Origin of the sequence: Nonomuraea terrae (genome assembly GCF_044465245.1) — a bacterium.
In the GTDB taxonomy this organism is placed as follows: Bacteria; Actinomycetota; Actinomycetes; order Streptosporangiales; family Streptosporangiaceae; genus Nonomuraea; species Nonomuraea terrae.
Genome location: NZ_JBITLL010000004.1, coordinates 890,033 through 907,400, shown reverse-complemented (window position 1 = coordinate 907,400; position 17,368 = coordinate 890,033). Strand labels below are relative to the sequence as shown.

Genomic DNA, 17,368 nt, shown 5'->3' with positions numbered 1-17,368 from the left:
AGAACGTTCTATCGCGTCACAGCATGGCCACCTTCGGCGGAGCTGTCAAGACCGAACGTTCTACCCACTAGGATGGCGGCATGCGCAGCCAATCCGAAGGCCGGCCGTCCGAAGCGCGATCCCGGCTGCTCGACACGGCCACCCGGCTCTTCTACGCGGAGGGCATCCACGCCGTCGGCATCGATCGCATCGTCGCGGAAGCGCAGGTGACGCGGGCCACCCTCTACCGGCACTTCCCGGGCAAGGAGGACCTTGTCCTCGCCTACCTGAACGACGTAGACCGGGCCATGCGGAGCCAGGCGGACGAGGTCGTCGCCGCCGGGCTCCCACCCGCCGCCACCGTCCGAGCCCTCGGCAAGTCCATCGCCCAGGGCATCCAGTCCCCCGGCTTCCGGGGATGCGCCTTCCTCAACGCCGCCGCCGAGTTTCCCCACCCCGAGTCCCCGGTGCGCAAGACCGTGCTCGCCCACCGCCAATGGTTCCTGGAAACCGTCACGGAACTGCTGACCAAGATCCGGCAGACAGGCGCCGAGCCCGCCGCCCGCCACTTCGTGATGATGCGCGACGGCGCCATGGCCGCCGGCTGCCTGTTCGACCCGGCGCTGATCTGCGAGACCTTCCTGCGCGGAGTCGAGAGGCTCCTGCAGGTTCATGCCGCCACCGACGGCATCGGGCCGGCGGGGCCCGAAGACGCCGTCAACGCACCTGCACGTTGACCCTGGCTCTGTCGCCGGACGTGGGTCCGTCAGTGTCGAAAGAAGGATCCTCTCTCTGAGCAGGTCTCAGTTCGCCCTGCCGTACCCGTGCCGTTTGATCAGACAGTCCTGCGGGGTCGAGCGGCAGGCCCTCGGCGTACCGGGTGGGCGCGGACACGTCGCTGGCACGCACCTGCTGATTCCTCCGATCGGTTCCCGATTGCTCGTGGGCCGTTGGCTCTGGGGCATTCAGCGGCTGATGTCGTCCAGTTCGGTCAAGTCCTCATGAGAGAGGGAGAGTCCCGCGCCGGCGATGTTCTCGCGCAGGTGTGCCGTCGATGACGTGCCCGGGATGAGCAGGATGTTCGGTGATCGCAGCAGCAGCCAGGCCAGTGCGACGGACATCGGTGTCGCCTCCAGTCGAGCGGCGACCGCCGAGAGCGCCGAGGACTGAAGCGGGGTGAAGCCCCCGAGGGGGAAGAAGGGCACGTACGCGACGCCGTCGGCGGCGAGCCGGTCGATGAGCGCGTCGTCGTGGCGGTGGGCGAGGTTGTACATGTTCTGCACGCACACGATCGGCGCGATGCCCTGCGCCTCGGTGACCTGCTCCGCGGTGGCGTTGCTGACCCCGAGGTGGCGGATCAGGCCCTGCTGCTGGAGTTCGACGAGTGTCTCGAACGCCTCGGCGAGCGAGCCAGGCTGGGGACCTTCGGCGTTCCCGAGCCGGAGGTTGACCAGGTCGAGTACGTCGAGCTGGAGGGACTTGAGGTTGTCGTGGACCTGGCTGCGCAGCTCTTCGGGTCGCCGGGCCGGAGGCCAGCCACCCTGTTCGTCACGGGTCGCGCCCACCTTGGTCACGATGTGCAGCGACTCGGGATAGGGGTGCAGTGCCTCACGGATCAACTCGTTGGTGACGCGTGGCCCGTAGGCGTCGCTGGTGTCGATGTGGGTGATGCCGAGGTCGACCGCTTCACGCAGCACGGCCAGGGCGCCGTGGCGATCGGCGGGCGGCCCCATGACCCACGGGCCGGCCAGTTGCATGGCGCCGTAACCGAACCTGGTGACGGTCAGGTCGCCCAGCGTCCAGGTGCCGCCGGGAAGAGAGAGGGAGGGTGTGCTCATCTTGTTGCCTTTCGTCGTCCACTTGGGGGTGGCGCCTTCTGTCTCCCTGCATCAGCATTGGAGAGAAACTTCCTTTCAGGAAGTAGGCACTTCGAAGTGCGTAACCCACTCATAGGTAAGAGGGGCGAATCAGTGACGACGATGAAGGCGACCCAGAAGAGGGCTCAGGCCCAGGCGGAGTACAACGCGTTCCTGGCGGCATGCCCCAGCCGGCGGCTGCTCGACCGAATCTCGGACAAGTGGGTCGTCCTGATCCTGTGTGCGCTGGGCGGCGACGACAGCCCTCGCCGGCCCGGTGCTGCACACGCGGACGCTCCGAAGGCGATGCGTTACTCCGAGATCTCCCGTCTCCTGGCTGGGGTCAGCCAGAAGATGCTGACCCAGACGCTACGGTCGCTGGAGCGCGATGGTCTACTCACCCGCACCGTGACGCCAACCGTCCCTGTCACCGTCTCCTACGAGCTGACCGACCTCGGTCTCTCGCTCCACCACATGACGCGCGGGCTCAGGAGCTGGGCGCAGACGCACATGGCCGAGGTCCTCGAAAACCGCGAGAACTACGACGCTCGCACCTCCTGACGACTCACATCCAACCGTGCGACCGCTCCATGTTCTGGGCGCCACACCCTCACTTGCGAAGAGCCGTCATCGCCGCCATCCCTCCCACCTGACGCCACGCAGGGGCGATCGAGTCGCCGCCCGCCATGGCGGGCGGCCCGAGCAGCACTCATGCCGCGACTTCGTGGGCTGCTACAAGAGCCAAAGAATTTCGGCCGGCGATGTCGAGAACCCGTGGCTGGTTCCGTCCCCCCGATGAACGACCACAATGGGTCGCACCAGTATCGAGGAGAACCACGATGGCCAAGTACTTGCTGCTCAAGCACTACCGCGGCGCGCCGGCAGCGGTCAACGACGTGCCGATGGACCAGTGGACGCCGGAGGAGATCTCGGCCCACGTGCAGTACATGCAGGACTTCGCGGCCCAACTGGAGGAGACCGGTGAGTTCGTCGACGGTCAGGCGCTCTCGCCCGAGGGGACGTTCGTCCGGTACGACGGCGAGGGACGGCCGCCGGTCACCGACGGCCCGTTCGCGGAGACCAAGGACCTCATCGCCGGCTGGATGGTGATCGACGTCGACAGCCACGAGCGGGCACTCGAGCTGGCCGGCGAGTTGTCCGCGGCTCCGGGCGCGGGCGGGAAGCCGATCCACGAGTGGATCGAGGTGCGCCCGCTCCTGGCCGCGCCGCCCACCATCTCGGAGTGACCTCAGGTGAACGAGATCCTGCTCCGCAGCCTCACGCCGAGCGTGCTCGGGATCCTCGTCCGTCGCGGGGCCGACTTCGCGGCGGCCGAGGACGCCGTGCAGGACGCGCTGGTCGAGGCGGTCCGCGTGTGGCCGGACGACCCGCCGCGGGACCCGAAGGGCTGGCTGGTCACCGTGGCCTGGCGTAAGTGGCTCGACGCGACCCGCGCGGCCGCCGCCCGTCGCCGGCGTGAGGGCCTCATCGAGGAGGAGCCGGCGCCCGGGCCCGCGCCCACGGTGGACGACACGCTCCAGCTCTATTTCCTGTGCGCGCACCCGTCGCTGACGCCGTCGTCCGCGGTCGCGCTCACGCTGCGCGCCGTCGGGGGGCTGACCACCCGCCAGATCGCCCAGGCCTACCTGGTGCCCGAGGCGACCATGGCGCAGCGCATCAGCCGGGCCAAGCGCACCGTCTCGGGCGTGCGGTTCGACCAGCCCGGCGACGTCGCCACCGTGCTGCGCGTCCTGTACCTGGTCTTCAACGAGGGCTACTCCGGTGACGTCGACCTCGCCGTCGAGGCCATCCGGCTCACCCGGCAGCTCGCGGCCGCGATCGACCATCCCGAGGTGGCGGGACTGCTCGCCCTCATGCTGCTCCACCACGCCCGGCGCGCCGCCCGGACCGCGCCGGACGGCAGCCTGGTGCCGCTCGCCGAGCAGGACCGCGGCCGGTGGGACACCGTGTCGATCGCCGAGGGCGTGGAGATCCTGCAGGCGGCCCTCGCCCGCGACCGGCTGGGCGAGTTCCAGGCCCAGGCCGCCATCGCGGCACTCCACGCTGACGCGCCCACCGCCGAGGAGACCGACTGGGTGCAGATCGTCGAGTGGTACGACGAGCTGGCGCGCCTGACCGACAGCCCGGTCGTCCGGCTGAACCGCGCGGTGGCCGTCGGCGAGGCCGACGGACCGCGCGCCGGCCTGGCGGCGCTCGCGGCGCTGGACGACGCACTGCCGCGCCACGCCGCGGTGGCGGCGTATCTCCACGAGCGCGACGGCGACCTCGCGACGGCGGCACGGCTGTACGCCGAGGCGGCTCGAAAGGCGCCCAACCTCGCCGAGCGTGACCACCTGACGCGCCAGGCCGCCCGGCTCAACGCCCGCCGGCGTCGCTGACGGGTCGCGCTCGGTTTTCCCCCGGGCACTCGGCGCGGCCCCGTGGCCACGAAGAGCCGGATCAGCCGGCGAGGCGTCTGGGTGCACGGCCTCTGCTGTCGCGTGCGAGGCGCAGTCACGGACCAAGCCGGGCGCGGAGACCATCGTCGTGATCGTCGTGATCGTCGGGAGCGATTCGCGTGGTTCGCCGGAAATTTCCGCTTCGGGTGACGCCTCGTCATGGGCTCCCGGCCGGCCTCAGCGGAAGTCGTCGGCGTGGTCGGCGGCCCACTGGGTAAAGGTGCGGCCGGGGCGGCCGGTCACCTTCTCGACGTCGGTTGAGATCGGCACCTCAGCGTCGTTCAGGTAGTCGCCGAACTGCAGGAACCACTCGATCACCGCGGGCGGGCAGGCATCCTTCCACTCCTCGCGGGCCTGGGCGGGAGTCAGCGCGACGAAGCGGATCTCCCGCCCGGACGCCTCGCCGATGAGGCGCACCCGTCGGCCCGTCGTACGGGCTCGGGGCCCGCCGGCCAGTAGGTGCGGCCGGCGTGGCCGTCCTCCAGGAGCGCGGTTGTCAGGACCGCGGCGATGTCCGCCTCGTGCACCATGGCGTTGGTCCAGCCGCCGAACGGCGCCCGCACCTCGCCCGCGGCCTTGATGGACGGCGCCCAGTCCACGGTGTCGGCCATGAACTCGCCGGGAAACACGTGGTCATCGCTCTCCACGGTCTCACCGCCGGAGGAGAGCAGGGCGTACGCGCCGACTCCACCGCCGCCGAGCAGGACCAGCGCGAGAACGCAGGCGATCACCATCCCCGGCTGAGGACCACGCTCCGGCCCGCCCGCCGACCCATGCCTCCCACCAGGCCCAGGCCCGCCGGCAGGCCTCCGGGGTGGCCGCCCGGTGCGGGGTGAGGGGCCGGGCCTGTCCACCCCGGCCCCGCGGGTCCGGGGATGGGCCGGCCAGGGGGCTGCCGCCGGCCGGGCGCCGGGTTGCCGAAACGGGGATCGGCGGAGCCGTCCGGTCGTGGGGCGGGTATGACATGGCCGTCCGCGGTAAGGGCGTGGTTTGGTGTGAAATTGGCGTCCATGGAGGCGCGGGGCCGAGCCGGCGCCTCAGGCGGTCGAGTACCGGGTTGTCGGTGGGGCGTGGCATGCTGCGTGGCATGGCGGGAACCGATCCAGCACCTGTGACCTTGGTCGTCGGCGATGAGGAGCTGCTGGCCGAGCGGGCCGTGGGCGAGATCGTCGCGGCCGCGCGCGCGGCCGATCCCAGCGCCGAGATGCATGATCTGCTGGGTGGCAAGGTCACGACAGGTGAGCTGGCCCAGATGACCTCGCCGTCGCTCTTCGGCGACCGTTCCGTGGTGGTGATCCGGTCGGCGCAGGACCTGCCGAAGGACGTCATCACCGAGATCGTGGCCTACGCCAAGCAGCCGTCCGACGACACCGTTCTCGTTCTGGCGCACCCCGGCGGCGTCAAGGGGAAGGCGCTGGTCGACGGTGTGAAGAAGGCCGGGGCCAAGGTGATCACGATCAGCAAGGTCACCAAGGCGGGGGAGCGGCTGGAGTTCGTCAAGGCGGAGTTCCGGCGGGCCGGGCGGAAGGTCTCCGGTGACGCGGCGCAGGCCCTGCTCGACGCCGTGGGCAACGACCTGCGCGATCTGGCGGCGGCGTGCAGTCAGCTGGCGTTCGACACCGAAGACAAGACGATCAGTGCCGCAGCCGTTGCCCGCTATCACAAGGGGCGGGCCGAGGTCACCGGGTTCAACGTCGCCGACTCCGCCGTCGAAGGGCGGCTGGCCGAGGCCCTGGAGCAGGTGCGATGGGCGCTCGGCACCGGTGTTTCCCCGGTTTTGCTGGTGAGCGCGCTGGCCAACGGGCTGCGTTCGCTGGCCAAGGTCGCGGGCGCGCCGCGTAACCTGCGCGGTCCGCAGCTGGCCGGCCAACTCGGCATGCCGCCCTGGAAGGCGGATCGGGTGAAGCGGCAGCTGAACGGCTGGGGCCCGGAAGGGCTGTCGCGCGCGATCCAGGCCGTGGCGACCGCGGACGAGCAGGTCAAAGGCGGGGGAGCAGACCCCGCCTACGCCCTGGAGCACGCGATCCAGGTCATCGTGTCCAGCCGCACCGGCCGCTGACACCTCCGCTCGCCGCAGCGGTGGCGCAAAGCAAGATCACCCCGGACCCGCGCCCGGCGCCCGGCGTCCCGCGCCCGGCGTCCCGCGCCCGGCGTCCCGCGCCGGCGTCCCGCGCCCGGCGTCCCGCGCCGGCGTCCCGCGCCGGCGTCCCGTGCGCCGGGGCGCGACGCTTCACCAGGGCGGGCGCGAGCAGCGGGTCAGGCGCGGGTGGTTTCGTGGACGGCGCCGTCGGTGATCTCCAGGACGCGGTCCGCGAGGGTGATCAGGCTCGGATCGTGCGTGGCCACCAGCGCCGTGACGCCCTCACTCCGGACGAGTGCCCGCAGCAGCTCCATGATCTGCCGCCCCGTCTGCGAGTCGAGCTGCCCCGTGGGCTCGTCGGCCACCAGCAGCCGCGGCCGGTTGGCCAGCGACCGGGCGATCGCCACCCGTTGCCGCTGCCCTCCTGACAGCTCGTAGGGCCGCTGGTTGACGTGGCTCTCCAGCCCCACGAGCGCGAGCAGCATCCGTACGCGAGCCTCCCGCTCCGCCACCGGCATGCGCTTCAGCCGCATCGGCACGCCCACGTTCTCCGCCGCCGAGAGCACGGGGATCAACCCGAACGACTGGAACACGAACCCCACCACGTCACGGCGCAGCGCGAGCAGCTCGTCCTCGGACATGGCGGTCACCTCGTGCCCGTCCACGACGACCCGCCCGGCGTCCGGCCGGTCCAGGCCGCCGATCTGGTTGAGCAGGGTGGTCTTGCCGGAGCCGGACCGCCCGCGGAGCGCGACCAGCTCGCCGGGGAAGATCGAGAACGACACGTCCCGCAGCGCGACGATCTCCTTGGGCCCGCTCCGGTAGACCTTGCGCAGCCCTGCGACCACGACCAGCGGTGTATCAGTCATCAGTGGACTCCTCCCGGGCCGGCCACACGCCGATGTGGTCGGATTCGAGTTCGAGGCGCACGCGCCGTTCCATGTCGAGGGCGTTCATGAAGTCGCGCGGCAGCTGCAGCCGCCCCACCCGGTCGAGCACGGCGTACTCCTCGGCGATGATGCGGCCTTCCGCGTCCTCGCGCCGCAGCGTCTCGCTGCTGGTACGCCCGTCACGGATGCCCACCGTCCGGTCCACCTGCTCGGCCACCAGCGGGTCGTGGGTGACGATGACCACGGTGACGCCGAGCTCCCGGTTCGCGGTGCGCAGCGCGTCGAAGACCTGCTCCGAGGTCTCGCTGTCGAGCTCCCCGGTCGGTTCGTCGGCCAGGACGACCTGCGGGGAGTTGGCGAGGGCGACGGCGATGGCCACGCGCTGCTGCTGGCCGCCGGACATCTCGGGCGTCCTGCGGTCCGCGCAGGAGGCGACGCCGAGCAGCTCCAGCAGCTCGTCCGCGCGCTGCCGCCGCGCCCGGCCACCGCCGGCCAGCTTCATCGGCAGCTCCACGTTCTCCCGCGCGGTGAGGTACGGCAGCAGGTTCCTGGCCGTCTGCTGCCAGATGAAGCCCACGATCGAACGCCGGTACCGCAACCGGTCGCGGGCGCTCATCGACAGCAGGTCCATGCCCGCCACCCTGGCCACCCCTGCGGTCGGCACGTCGAGCCCGGACAGCACGTTGAGCAGCGTCGACTTGCCCGAGCCGGACGCGCCGACGATGGCGACCAGCTCACCCTTGTCGATCAACAGGTCCAGGCCCTGCAACGCGACGACCTCGACGCCCTCGGTCTTGTAGATGCGGACGAGGTTGTCGCACACGATGTGCGCGTCGCCGCCGAACGCGGCCTTCTTCCGGATGGCCTTGGCTTCCAGGTCGGACAGGGTCGGGTTCATGTGAGGTCCCCCACTCGCAGGATGGCGCCGAGGCCGCGACGGCGGCTGACGACGGTGTGCGCGTACGCGCCGAGCACGGCCACCGCCGTGAGCCCGGCCGCCAGCGCGGTCGGCAGGAACAGGTCGAGGGAGTAGTCGCCGACGGGCAGGTCGCCGGCGTAGGCGGACAGGTCGACGCCGGGCCCGAGCGCGGCCGGCAACACGAGGCCGAGGCCCAGCCCGACCAGCGCGGTCACCGCGATCATGGGCAGGATCTCCAGTACGGCCAGCCGCCGCGCCTGCCGGTCCGACAGCCCCAGCGTGCGCAGGAACGACACCGTCCTGGCCCGCTCGGCCGCGCCGACGACGAGCGAGAGCACGACGGCGGCCGGCGCGTACGCGGCCAGCGCGGCCGTCACCACGGTCAGCGTCCAGCGCACCGCGCTCGTCAGCGGATCGTCCCTGATGGCCGCCAGAGCCTGCTCCTGCGACTCGACGGTCGCCGACGGGACGATCGCCGCCAGATCGGCGAGCGCGGCGTTCCCCTTGATGAGCAGGGTGTTCACGGCCGGCCGCAGCTGGATGTCCAGCGGCACGACCAGGAACTTGCCCTTGGTGAAGAAACCGGGCACCGTCTCGACCACACCCCGCGTGGCCAGCTTGACGCGAGACTGCCAGCCGATCTCGAACGTGCCCCGCCCCCGCAGCTCCGGCGAGACGAGCGCGCCGTCGGACAGCGGGGGCAGGACGACCGGGGTGCCGTCGAGGATCTCACGCCATCCGGCCACGTCCACGGCGACGGCCTCGGCCCGCTCGCCGCCGAACCCGACCTGGACCTGGCCCGTCTGCGCGAGCACCACCCGCTCGACTCCGGGCACCCGGCGGATCCGCTCGACCGCCTCAGCGGGGATCTCCATCTCCGACGTCATCCGGATCGGCGCTCCCACCTGCTGCCAGGACGCCAGCCGCTGCGTGCCCGCGATCCCGTCGGCGACCACGGCGGCGAACACCGACACCGCCAGCGCCGGCAGCAGGACCAGCACCGGCAGCACGCTCCCTGCCCGCGCCCGCGCCGCCCCGGTCAGCCCGAGGAACGGCACCGCGGACCGCACCCGCGCGGCCAGCCGCACGAGCAGCCGCAGCGGGTACGGGTAGCAGCGCAACGTGACGAGCGCCGCCGCGACCGTCAGCGCCACCGGCACCACCAGCAGGAACGGGTCCTGCTCACCGGACGTCGTCAGCCCGCGCGCCCGCAGCAGGTACGCCCCCGCCAGCGCCAGCACCACGACGAGCACCTCCAGCGTGATCCGCCGCGCGCCGGGCCGGGCCGCGACCACGTCCTCACGCCGCTCGTGCAGCGGCCGGCGATGCGTCAGAGCCGTGCGCGCGGCGCAGAAGGCGACGGCCACGACCACCACGACGAGGGGCCCGGCGTGCACGACCGGCAGCACGGGCCCCGGCACCAGGGACGACAGCGCGTACCCGGCCACCGCCGCGGGAGCCGTCGCGATCGCCGTCAGCGCCGCAGCCGTTCCTGCGACCTGCCGCAGCGACCCGCCGCGCGCCCGCGCCAGGGAGAGCGTGTGGTCCAGCCGGTCGGTCAGCAGCCGCACGGCCAGCACGATCACGCCGAGCGCGACCGCGAGCAGCCCGCCGAGCACGAGGTACATCACGGTCCGCGCGGTCGACAACGCCGCGAGGAAGTCGCTCAGCAGCTCCGTGAACCCGCTCTCCAGACGGTACGGGCCCGAGGCGCCCGTGGACTGCAGCGCGACCACGCGGCCGAACTCGCCGACCGCCGCCCGCAGCTCGGGCGCGGCCGCCGCCGTCGCCGCCGGCGGCTCCACCGGCAGGACCCACCGGTACGTCAGGTTGCGCCCCTCGCCGCTGAGCATGCCCAGCTCGACGTCGGAGATCAGCGCGGTGACGTGCTTCTCGGTCTCCGCCGCGCCGGGTGGCAGGATCTCGATGACATGCGGGACGTCGGAGTTGTGCGACCAGTAGCGGTCGCCGGGGTCCTTCGCCTCGAAGGCGCCGACGATCTTCACGGCGGCGTAGTCGTACTCGCCGATCATCTTCGTCTCGCCCACGCGCATGTTCGTCTTGCGCAGCGCCTCGCGGGAGAGGCCGGCCTCGAACACGGGGACGGGCTCGCCCTTGTACCGCATCGTGGACGGCGCTGCGGGGGCGCGGCCCTCGACCCAGGTCACCCGCCGCTCCGCGTCGGACAGCCAGCCCAGGTTGAGGTACGTCCGGCCGCCCGTGCCGGTCAGCGGCGTGAGCGTGGTCTTGGCGCTCATGTGGCTGGTGCCGGTGCCGGCGGGCTGGACCAGGGGACGCAGCGCGGCGGGCAGGATCTCCCGCCACAGGCGGTCGCGGGTGTCGAACTGGCCGCGTTCGCGCAGGTCCTCATCCGCGCCGCGCGACATCGTGGTCACCGTCAGGTCGGCCGTCACCGCGGGGGCCGTGCTCAGCGCGCGCCGCAGCGCCTCGTCGTACGACGCCTGCACCGCCTTGGGCAGGCCCGCGACCAGCACGCAGGCGCTGAGCGTCAGCACGGAGAGCACGGCCACCGTGCCCAGGTGCACGCGGGCGAGCAGCCCGATTCTCACTGTTCCTCCCGAAGGCCGTGCCCTTGACCGCGCAGGCTCCGCGCCAGCCCGGCGACGATCGCGAGCAGCACCCCGGCCACCAGCACGAGCATGGCGCCGGTGGCCGCCCACGGGATGTCCAGCCGCACGTCCGGGGTGGCGGCCGCAGCCTGGCCGGTCAGCACGACGTGCGGCACCACCAGCACCCCGACGACCGCCGCGAGCGCGGTGCCGGCCACCAGCGACAGCCCGATGACGAACGTCTGCTCCACGGCCAGCATCCCGAACACCTGCCGCGCGCTCACCCCGAGAGCCCGCAGGATCGCGAACTCGGCCGTCCGCTCCCGCGCCGCGACCACCGCGTTCACCAGGAATCCGAGCACCGCGAACACCAGCGCCGCAGCGAACCCCAGCATCAGCGCCCCCTGCAGCCCGCTCGCGAGGGGGTCGTCCATCAGGCGGGCGGCCAGCTCCCGCTGGTCGACGGCGCTGACGTCCCACTCGGGGTGCTTCTCGAGCGCGTCCGTCGCTGCGCTGCCGTCGCCGCTGCCGTCGCCGGTGGCGAGCCACCACTCCGTGGCGGGCCTGGGCAACTGCCCCGCGGCCAGCTCCGACGCCTGCAGCGTCTCCCAGTCGGCGAGTACGGCCGGCTGCCCCGCCGAGGTCGTCGGCATGGACTCCACCACGCCCACGACCTTGACCGGCATGATCCGGCGGTCGATGCTGGCCCGTCCCTCCTGACCGACGCCGAGTCGGAGGGAGGCGGCCAGGTCGGCGGTGAGCACCACGGGCAGCGGCCCCGGCGTGGACGACGGCGCGAAGGCGGCCGTGGCGGGCCGGTCGCCGCGCACGGTCATCGACAGTGCGGGCGGCGCGACCTCGTGCCCGTCGGCGCTCAGCCCGGTGAGCCGCAGGGTGGCGGTGTCCTCGACGGTGCCCGCGACCAGCCCGCGCAGCGCCACCGGATACGTGATCTTCCCCGTCCGTCCGGCGAGCGCCCGCAGGTCGACCTCCATCCGGTTCGCGCCTGGCCGGAGCACGCCGAGCGACACGTCGCGCCAGACGCCGAGCCCGTCGGTGAGCACCAGCCTTAGCGGCAGCTCGGCGTCCACCTCGGCCCTTAGGGTCAGCGTGGCGGGCCTTCCCGGCAGCTCCAGCCGGCCGGCCCGCGAGCCCGCCAGGCCCCGTGACAGCTCCGCGACCGGCTGCGCCGACAGGTCGGGACGCAGGTGGAACAGCTCGCCCAGCTTGCCCGCGTCGAGCGCGAGCAGCGTCGCGATCTCCCCGCTCACCTCGCTCTGCCCGCGGAAGGCGGGGGAGGCCGCCGTGACGCCCGGCAGCGCGGTGAACGCCGTACCGCGCCCCAGCGCCCCCAGCTCAGGACCCTCCGACGGCCCGGACAGCCGCAGGTCGGCGCCCGCCTGGTGGCGGGCCTGGTCCAGCTGCGAGGCCCGCCACGTGGCCGCCGTGGCCATGGAGACGAGGCCGATCGCGATGGCCATCGTCAGCAGCAGCGCCGGTCCGGCGTACGTCAGCGGCCGCCTGCTGACCTGCCAGGCCCCGAGCGCGGGGGCGAGCGCCGGCCGCCGTGCGGTCAGCCGCGCGGCCGCCTTGGAGATGCGCGGCACCAGCCGCAGGCCCAGCATGCCGCCGGTGAGCAGGGCGAGCGCGGGCCCGGAGATGATGAGCGGGTCGATGCCGAGCCCACCGGCCGTCGTCGCGGTCACGGGCGCGCCGTAGTGCTGGAGCTGCCAGATGGCGAGCCCGGCCACGACCAGCAGCGCCAGGTCGGCGCCCGCCCGTTCGACCAGCCCGCGCCCGCCGCCGCGCCCGCGCGCCGACTGCTCCTCCACGTACGTACGCCGCGCCCCCGCCAGCGCGGGCAACGCCAGCAGCACGGCGGCGGCCACCGCCACCCCGGACGAGACCAGGAACGAGCCCAGGTCGGCCGACGGCTCCAGCCGCACGCCCGAGGCCCTGACCCACGGCAGCGCGCTGACCAGCGCCAGCAGCGGCGGCCCCAGGAACGGCGCCGCGACCGCGCACGGCAGCGCCACCAGCAGCGCCTCCCCGCCCGCCAGCGCCGCCAGCCGCCCGGTGCCCGCGCCGCGCGATCGCAGCAGCGCCACCTCCATGCGGCGGTGGTCGGCCAGCAGGCGCGCGGTGAGCATCAGCGCGTACCCGGCCAGCAGCAGGAGCTGCAGCACCGGGATCAGCATGGTGGAACGCGCCACCAGCGAGGCGGTGTCGAGCTGGGCGAGCATCCGCGGCAGATCCCCCGCGGCCACGCACGGGCCGCAGCCGGCCGCCTTCAGCCGTTCGCCGATCCCGGCGATGCCGTCGGCGATCGGGCGCAGCTGCTCAGGGGTGACCTCGCGCAGGTCGGGCTCGACCGTCCAGGTGGCGTTGACGCTCGTCGCGAACCGGGCCACGAACGTCTCCCGCGCCACCATCAGCGGCCCGTACGTGGTGAACTCGCCGCGCTCGACACCCCGGCTGAGCAGTTGCTCGCCCGCCCAGCGATCACCGGAGGGGTCGTCGAGCTGGAACACGCCGGTGATGCGGACCCGGACCGGGCGCGGGTCGAGCCGGCCGCGCACGGTGAACTCCCGCCCCGCCTCGAACCCCGTCGCCGAGGCGGCCGGCAGCGAGATCGCAGCCTCGACCGGGCGCCGGCCGGGACGCGGCCAGGCGCCGGAGATCAGGTTGGCGTGCCGGTCGAACCCGTCGTAGCTGCCGAACCTGAGCAGCTCAGGCCGCTTCCTGTCCTCCTGGCCAGGCATGACATAGGAGTCGGAGCGGAAACTCGTGGTGATCGCGGGCGGCGGGGTGTAGGCCCGGGCGAACGCGTCGCGTACGGCCGCGTCGAAGCGCGGGAACGTCTCGGCCGTCACGGGCGCGCTGACGGTGGTCGCGGTCTGCCGGTACGATGCCGTCTCCATCGTCCTGCGCACACCGGCGTCGGCGATGGAGGAGGCGTACATCGTCAGCGCCACCAGCGTGGTGGTGGCCAGCAGGATGGAGCCGAAGGCGGCCAAGAGCAGCAACGGTTCGCTGAACGCCCTTTTGACGACCAACGGCGCCCGCATGTGTCCCCTTTCCCCCGGTTCACTGCACTTTCGGGCACTTGTGAGTGGGGGAGCAAGGTGGCGGAGACAACGGTGACGCAGCCGAGACGCTGCGGCGATGCCGATGTGATATCAAAACCGTGACAAAGTGGCGCTGAGATACAGAAAACGCCGCACTCATGAAGAGTGCGGCGTCTGTGGAACCCGCCGACCGGTCACCCTGACCGGCGCCGACCCGGATCTACTTGGCGGCCAGCGACGCGGCCTGCCGAGCGATCGCGGACTTGCGGTTGGCGGCCTGGTTCTTGTGGATGACGCCCTTGCTGACGGCCTTGTCGAGCTGACGGGCCGCGACCCGCTGCAGCTCGACGGCCTGCGCGACGTCGCCCTGCTCGGCGGCCTCGCGGAACTTGCGGACGGCCGTCTTCAGGGACGACTTGACCGCCTTGTTGCGCAGACGAGCCTTCTCGTTCTGCTTGTTGCGCTTGATCTGGGACTTGATGTTCGCCACGAAGAAGCCTCGGTGAAAGTCTGGTGATGGATGGGGCGCGCGGGCTCGAGAGAGGGCGCGCCACACGCAGTTGAACAGATTACCAATAACCCAGACGGCTGCTCAAATCAACGGCCTGGGCGAATGGGTACTCAGGACAGTGTACGTCCCCCGGAGCCCGTGGTCACCCACCGTGTCGTGTACTCGCGCCAGTCGTCCTCGGTGGCGGCGAAGTCGACGTACAGGGCGAGGCCGAACCGCTCGCGGCGGCCGTGCTCCGACAGCGCCAGGCGTGCCCCCTCGGCCGCCATCGCCACGCTCTCGGCCGCGTCCGACCAGGTCACGCCATGGTCGTGGTAGGCGGGCACGCCGACGAGCAGCTGCTTGTCCTCGGGGACGAGGTCCAGGCCCAGCGCGGCCTGACGGGCGACGTGGCCGCCGTACAGGGACTGGGTCGGCAGGAAGGAGTCGTACGTCATGACGGCGACCTGGTCGACGCGGGCGACGACCTGGCTGAAGTAGCCCCTGGACCAGTACTTGTCGTGGCTGAGGGCCGCTCGCGCCGCCAGTCGCATGCCGGCGTACGGCTCGATCTGGGGGACCGAGGTGGACAGCAGGGTCGTGTGCCGGCGGGTGCGTTCGAGCAGGTCGAGGAACTCCTCGTCGCCGTCGCCGATCGGCTCGAAGTTGTAGTGGACGCCGTCGTAGCCCTGGGCCATGACGGCGGCGACGCCGGCCAGGACGTTCGCGCGCGAGGCGGGGTCGTCGAGGTCGAGGCCGTTCTTGACCGCCTGTCCCAGCCAGGCGGAGACGCGGACGTTGGGAAGGTGCTTATGCATCCATTGGACGAAATTTCGTGCGTTGGGGTATTTGGCGGGGTCTAATCGTCCATCCCACTCGAAGGGGCCGGAATGGACGTACACGTCCTTGACGCCGGTGCCGCGCAGCCGTACGGCGAGCTCTTGCACGTCGCGCTCCGTGCGGCGGCCGTCCACCCACATGTGGCCCATCCACAAGGCGTCGTGGCCCGTGCTCATCGCCCAGGCGGCTGGGGCACCGGTAAACTGGAGGCGGAGCGCCGCGGCGAGGAGGCCGCCCAGCGCGACCACGGCGGCCAAGGCGAGCGCCAGCGCGCGCAGGCCGTGCCGGATGACGGTTCGGGCATTCACCCGGGCATGTCACCATGAAAGACTGCTTGACCTCAACCCTGTCGAAACGGACTTCGGTGCGCACTCAGCCTGGCCAGACCGACCCCGCGTTGATCCGCAACTTCTGCATCATCGCGCACATCGACCATGGCAAGTCGACCCTTGCCGACCGGATGCTCCAGATCACCGGCGTCGTGGACGACCGCGCCATGCGGGCCCAGTACCTCGACAGGATGGACATCGAGCGCGAACGCGGCATCACGATCAAGTCGCAGGCCGTCCGGCTGCCGTGGGACGGCCACGTCCTCAACATGATCGACACGCCCGGCCACGTCGACTTCACCTACGAGGTGTCACGGTCGCTGCAGGCGTGCGAGGGCGCCATCCTGCTGGTCGACGCCGCCCAGGGCATCGAGGCGCAGACGCTGGCCAACCTCTACCTGGCCATGAACGCCGACCTGCACATCATCCCCGTCCTCAACAAGATCGACCTGCCCGCGGCCCAGCCGGAGAAGTTCGCCGAGGAGCTCGCGGGTTTGATCGGCTGCGACCCGTCCGACGTGCTGAAGGTGTCGGGCAAGACCGGCGAGGGCGTGCGCGAGCTGCTCGACCACGTCGTCGCGACGGTGCCCGCCCCGGTGGGCGACGCCGACGCCGCCGCCCGGGCGCTGATCTTCGACTCCGTCTACGACACCTACCGCGGCGTGGTGACGTACGTCCGGGTGATCGACGGTCACCTGGGCAAGCGCGAGCGCATCCTCATGATGTCGACCAACGCCACCCACGAGACGCTGGAGATCGGCGTCATCTCACCCGAGCCGAAGCCCGCCGCCCTGGGGCTCGGCGTGGGCGAGGTCGGCTACCTGATCACCGGCGTGAAAGACGTGCGCCAGTCGCGTGTCGGCGACACCGTCACCGCGGCGGCCAAGCCGGCCGGCGACATGCTGGCCGGTTACGAGCACCCGAAGCCGATGGTGTTCTCGGGCCTGTATCCGATCGACGGCGACGAATACCCCGAGCTGCGCGAGGCGCTCGACAAGCTGCAGCTCAACGACGCGGCGCTGGTCTACGAGCCGGAGACCTCGGCCGCGCTCGGCTTCGGCTTCCGCGTCGGCTTCCTGGGGCTGTTGCACATGGAGATCGTGCGCGAGCGGCTGGAGCGGGAGTTCGGCCTGTCGCTGATCTCCACGGCGCCCAACGTGATCTACCGCGTGGTCATGGAGGACGGCAAGGAGCTCACGGTCACCAACCCGTCGGAGTTCCCGACGGGCGGCAAGATCGCGCAGGTCTTCGAGCCCGTCACCAAGTCCACGATCCTGGCGCCGTCCGAGTTCATCGGGGCGATCATGGAGATCTGCCAGGGGCGGCGCGGCCAGCTCCTCGGCATGGACTACCTGTCGGAAGACCGCGTCGAGATCCGCTACACGCTGCCGCTCGGCGAGATCATCTTCGACTTCTTCGACCAGCTCAAGTCGCGCACCCGCGGCTACGCCTCGCTCGACTACGAGCCGGCCGGCGAGCTGGAGTCGGAGCTGGTCAAGGTCGACATCCTGCTGCAGGGCGAGCCGGTCGACGCCTTCAGCGCCATCGTCCACAAGGACAAGGCCTACGCGTACGGCGTCGACATGGCGAAGAAGCTGCGTGAGCTGATCCCGCGGCAGCAGTTCGAGGTGCCGATCCAGGCGGCCATCGGGGCCCGGGTGATCGCGCGCGAGAACATCCGCGCCATCCGCAAGGACGTCCTGGCCAAGTGCTACGGCGGCGACATCTCCCGTAAGCGCAAGCTGCTGGAGAAGCAGAAGGAAGGCAAGAAGCGGATGAAAATGGTCGGCCGGGTCGAGGTGCCGCAGGAGGCCTTCGTCGCCGCGCTGTCCACCGACTCCAACGCCGACAAGTCCAAGAAGTAGATTCGCCCGCTGCACGACTAACC

At 71.6% G+C, this 17,368-nt stretch carries 15 protein-coding genes; 6 read left to right on the top strand and 9 right to left on the bottom strand.

The genetic code is table 11. The annotated features are described in order from the left end of the window. Positions 1-80: 80 nt before the first annotated feature. Positions 81-716, top strand: a complete 636-nt coding sequence (locus ACIBP6_RS22490) for a TetR/AcrR family transcriptional regulator (protein WP_397054960.1) — start codon at positions 81-83, stop codon at positions 714-716. Positions 717-944: 228 nt separating this feature from the next. Here the strand turns inward: ACIBP6_RS22490 and ACIBP6_RS22485 are convergent, their stop codons facing one another. Further along, the gene (locus tag ACIBP6_RS22485) at positions 945-1,817 is read right to left on the bottom strand and encodes an aldo/keto reductase family oxidoreductase (protein WP_397054958.1); all 873 of its coding nucleotides are present in this window, start codon (positions 1,815-1,817) and stop codon (positions 945-947) included. A gap of 141 nt (positions 1,818-1,958) precedes the next feature. On the opposite strand from ACIBP6_RS22485, the gene ACIBP6_RS22480 reads away from it, so the two are divergent. The 3 genes from ACIBP6_RS22480 (at position 1,959) to ACIBP6_RS22470 (ending at position 4,234) form a co-directional block, all read left to right on the top strand. Continuing rightward, positions 1,959-2,396, top strand: a complete 438-nt coding sequence (locus tag ACIBP6_RS22480) for a winged helix-turn-helix transcriptional regulator (protein ID WP_449594941.1) — start codon at positions 1,959-1,961, stop codon at positions 2,394-2,396. 278 nt (positions 2,397-2,674) lie between these two features. Further along, positions 2,675-3,082 carry a YciI family protein gene (locus tag ACIBP6_RS22475; RefSeq protein WP_397054954.1) on the top strand — a complete coding sequence of 136 codons (408 nt, stop codon included), beginning with the start codon at positions 2,675-2,677 and terminating at the stop codon, positions 3,080-3,082. Positions 3,083-3,088: 6 nt separating this feature from the next. After that, complete coding sequence (locus ACIBP6_RS22470; protein WP_397054952.1) at positions 3,089-4,234, top strand: RNA polymerase sigma factor; 1,146 nt, start codon at positions 3,089-3,091, stop codon at positions 4,232-4,234. Between the two features lie 237 nt (positions 4,235-4,471). Here ACIBP6_RS22470 and ACIBP6_RS22465 read toward each other — a convergent pair whose 3' ends face one another. Together ACIBP6_RS22465 and ACIBP6_RS22460 are read right to left on the bottom strand one after the other, a co-directional pair. Beyond that, positions 4,472-4,711, bottom strand: a complete 240-nt coding sequence (locus ACIBP6_RS22465) for a hypothetical protein (protein WP_397054950.1) — start codon at positions 4,709-4,711, stop codon at positions 4,472-4,474. After that, the gene (locus tag ACIBP6_RS22460; RefSeq protein ID WP_397054948.1) at positions 4,660-5,028 is read right to left on the bottom strand and encodes a hypothetical protein; all 369 of its coding nucleotides are present in this window, start codon (positions 5,026-5,028) and stop codon (positions 4,660-4,662) included. Before ACIBP6_RS22460 ends, ACIBP6_RS22465 begins: the two co-directional genes overlap by 52 nt. A 353-nt stretch (positions 5,029-5,381) precedes the next feature. Between ACIBP6_RS22460 and holA the strand changes: the two genes are divergently transcribed. Next, positions 5,382-6,353 (top strand): DNA polymerase III subunit delta, encoded by a 972-nt coding sequence (holA, locus tag ACIBP6_RS22455; protein WP_397054946.1) that lies wholly within the window; start codon positions 5,382-5,384, stop codon positions 6,351-6,353. A 197-nt stretch (positions 6,354-6,550) separates the two neighbouring features. Here holA and ACIBP6_RS22450 read toward each other — a convergent pair whose 3' ends face one another. The 6 genes from ACIBP6_RS22450 to ACIBP6_RS22425 form a co-directional block, all read right to left on the bottom strand. Continuing rightward, positions 6,551-7,243, bottom strand: a complete 693-nt coding sequence (locus ACIBP6_RS22450; protein WP_397054944.1) for an ABC transporter ATP-binding protein — start codon at positions 7,241-7,243, stop codon at positions 6,551-6,553. Further along, a complete protein-coding gene (locus ACIBP6_RS22445; protein ID WP_397054942.1) occupies positions 7,236-8,162 on the bottom strand; it encodes an ABC transporter ATP-binding protein in 927 nt (308 codons plus the stop codon). Before ACIBP6_RS22445 ends, ACIBP6_RS22450 begins: the two co-directional genes overlap by 8 nt. Continuing rightward, positions 8,159-10,753, bottom strand: a complete 2,595-nt coding sequence (locus tag ACIBP6_RS22440) for an FtsX-like permease family protein (RefSeq protein WP_397054940.1) — start codon at positions 10,751-10,753, stop codon at positions 8,159-8,161. Before ACIBP6_RS22440 ends, ACIBP6_RS22445 begins: the two co-directional genes overlap by 4 nt. Continuing rightward, on the bottom strand, positions 10,750-13,821 hold the full coding sequence (locus ACIBP6_RS22435; RefSeq protein WP_397054938.1) for an ABC transporter permease: 3,072 nt from the start codon (positions 13,819-13,821) through the stop codon (positions 10,750-10,752). The genes ACIBP6_RS22440 and ACIBP6_RS22435 overlap by 4 nt, the downstream gene beginning before the upstream one ends. Before the next feature lie 220 nt (positions 13,822-14,041). Further along, complete coding sequence (rpsT, locus tag ACIBP6_RS22430; protein WP_132615321.1) at positions 14,042-14,311, bottom strand: 30S ribosomal protein S20; 270 nt, start codon at positions 14,309-14,311, stop codon at positions 14,042-14,044. A gap of 131 nt (positions 14,312-14,442) precedes the next feature. Next, on the bottom strand, positions 14,443-15,459 hold the full coding sequence (locus ACIBP6_RS22425; protein ID WP_397054936.1) for a hypothetical protein: 1,017 nt from the start codon (positions 15,457-15,459) through the stop codon (positions 14,443-14,445). Positions 15,460-15,515: 56 nt separating this feature from the next. Between ACIBP6_RS22425 and lepA the strand changes: the two genes are divergently transcribed. Next, positions 15,516-17,345, top strand: a complete 1,830-nt coding sequence (lepA, locus tag ACIBP6_RS22420; protein ID WP_132615323.1) for a translation elongation factor 4 — start codon at positions 15,516-15,518, stop codon at positions 17,343-17,345. Positions 17,346-17,368 lie beyond the last annotated feature (23 nt).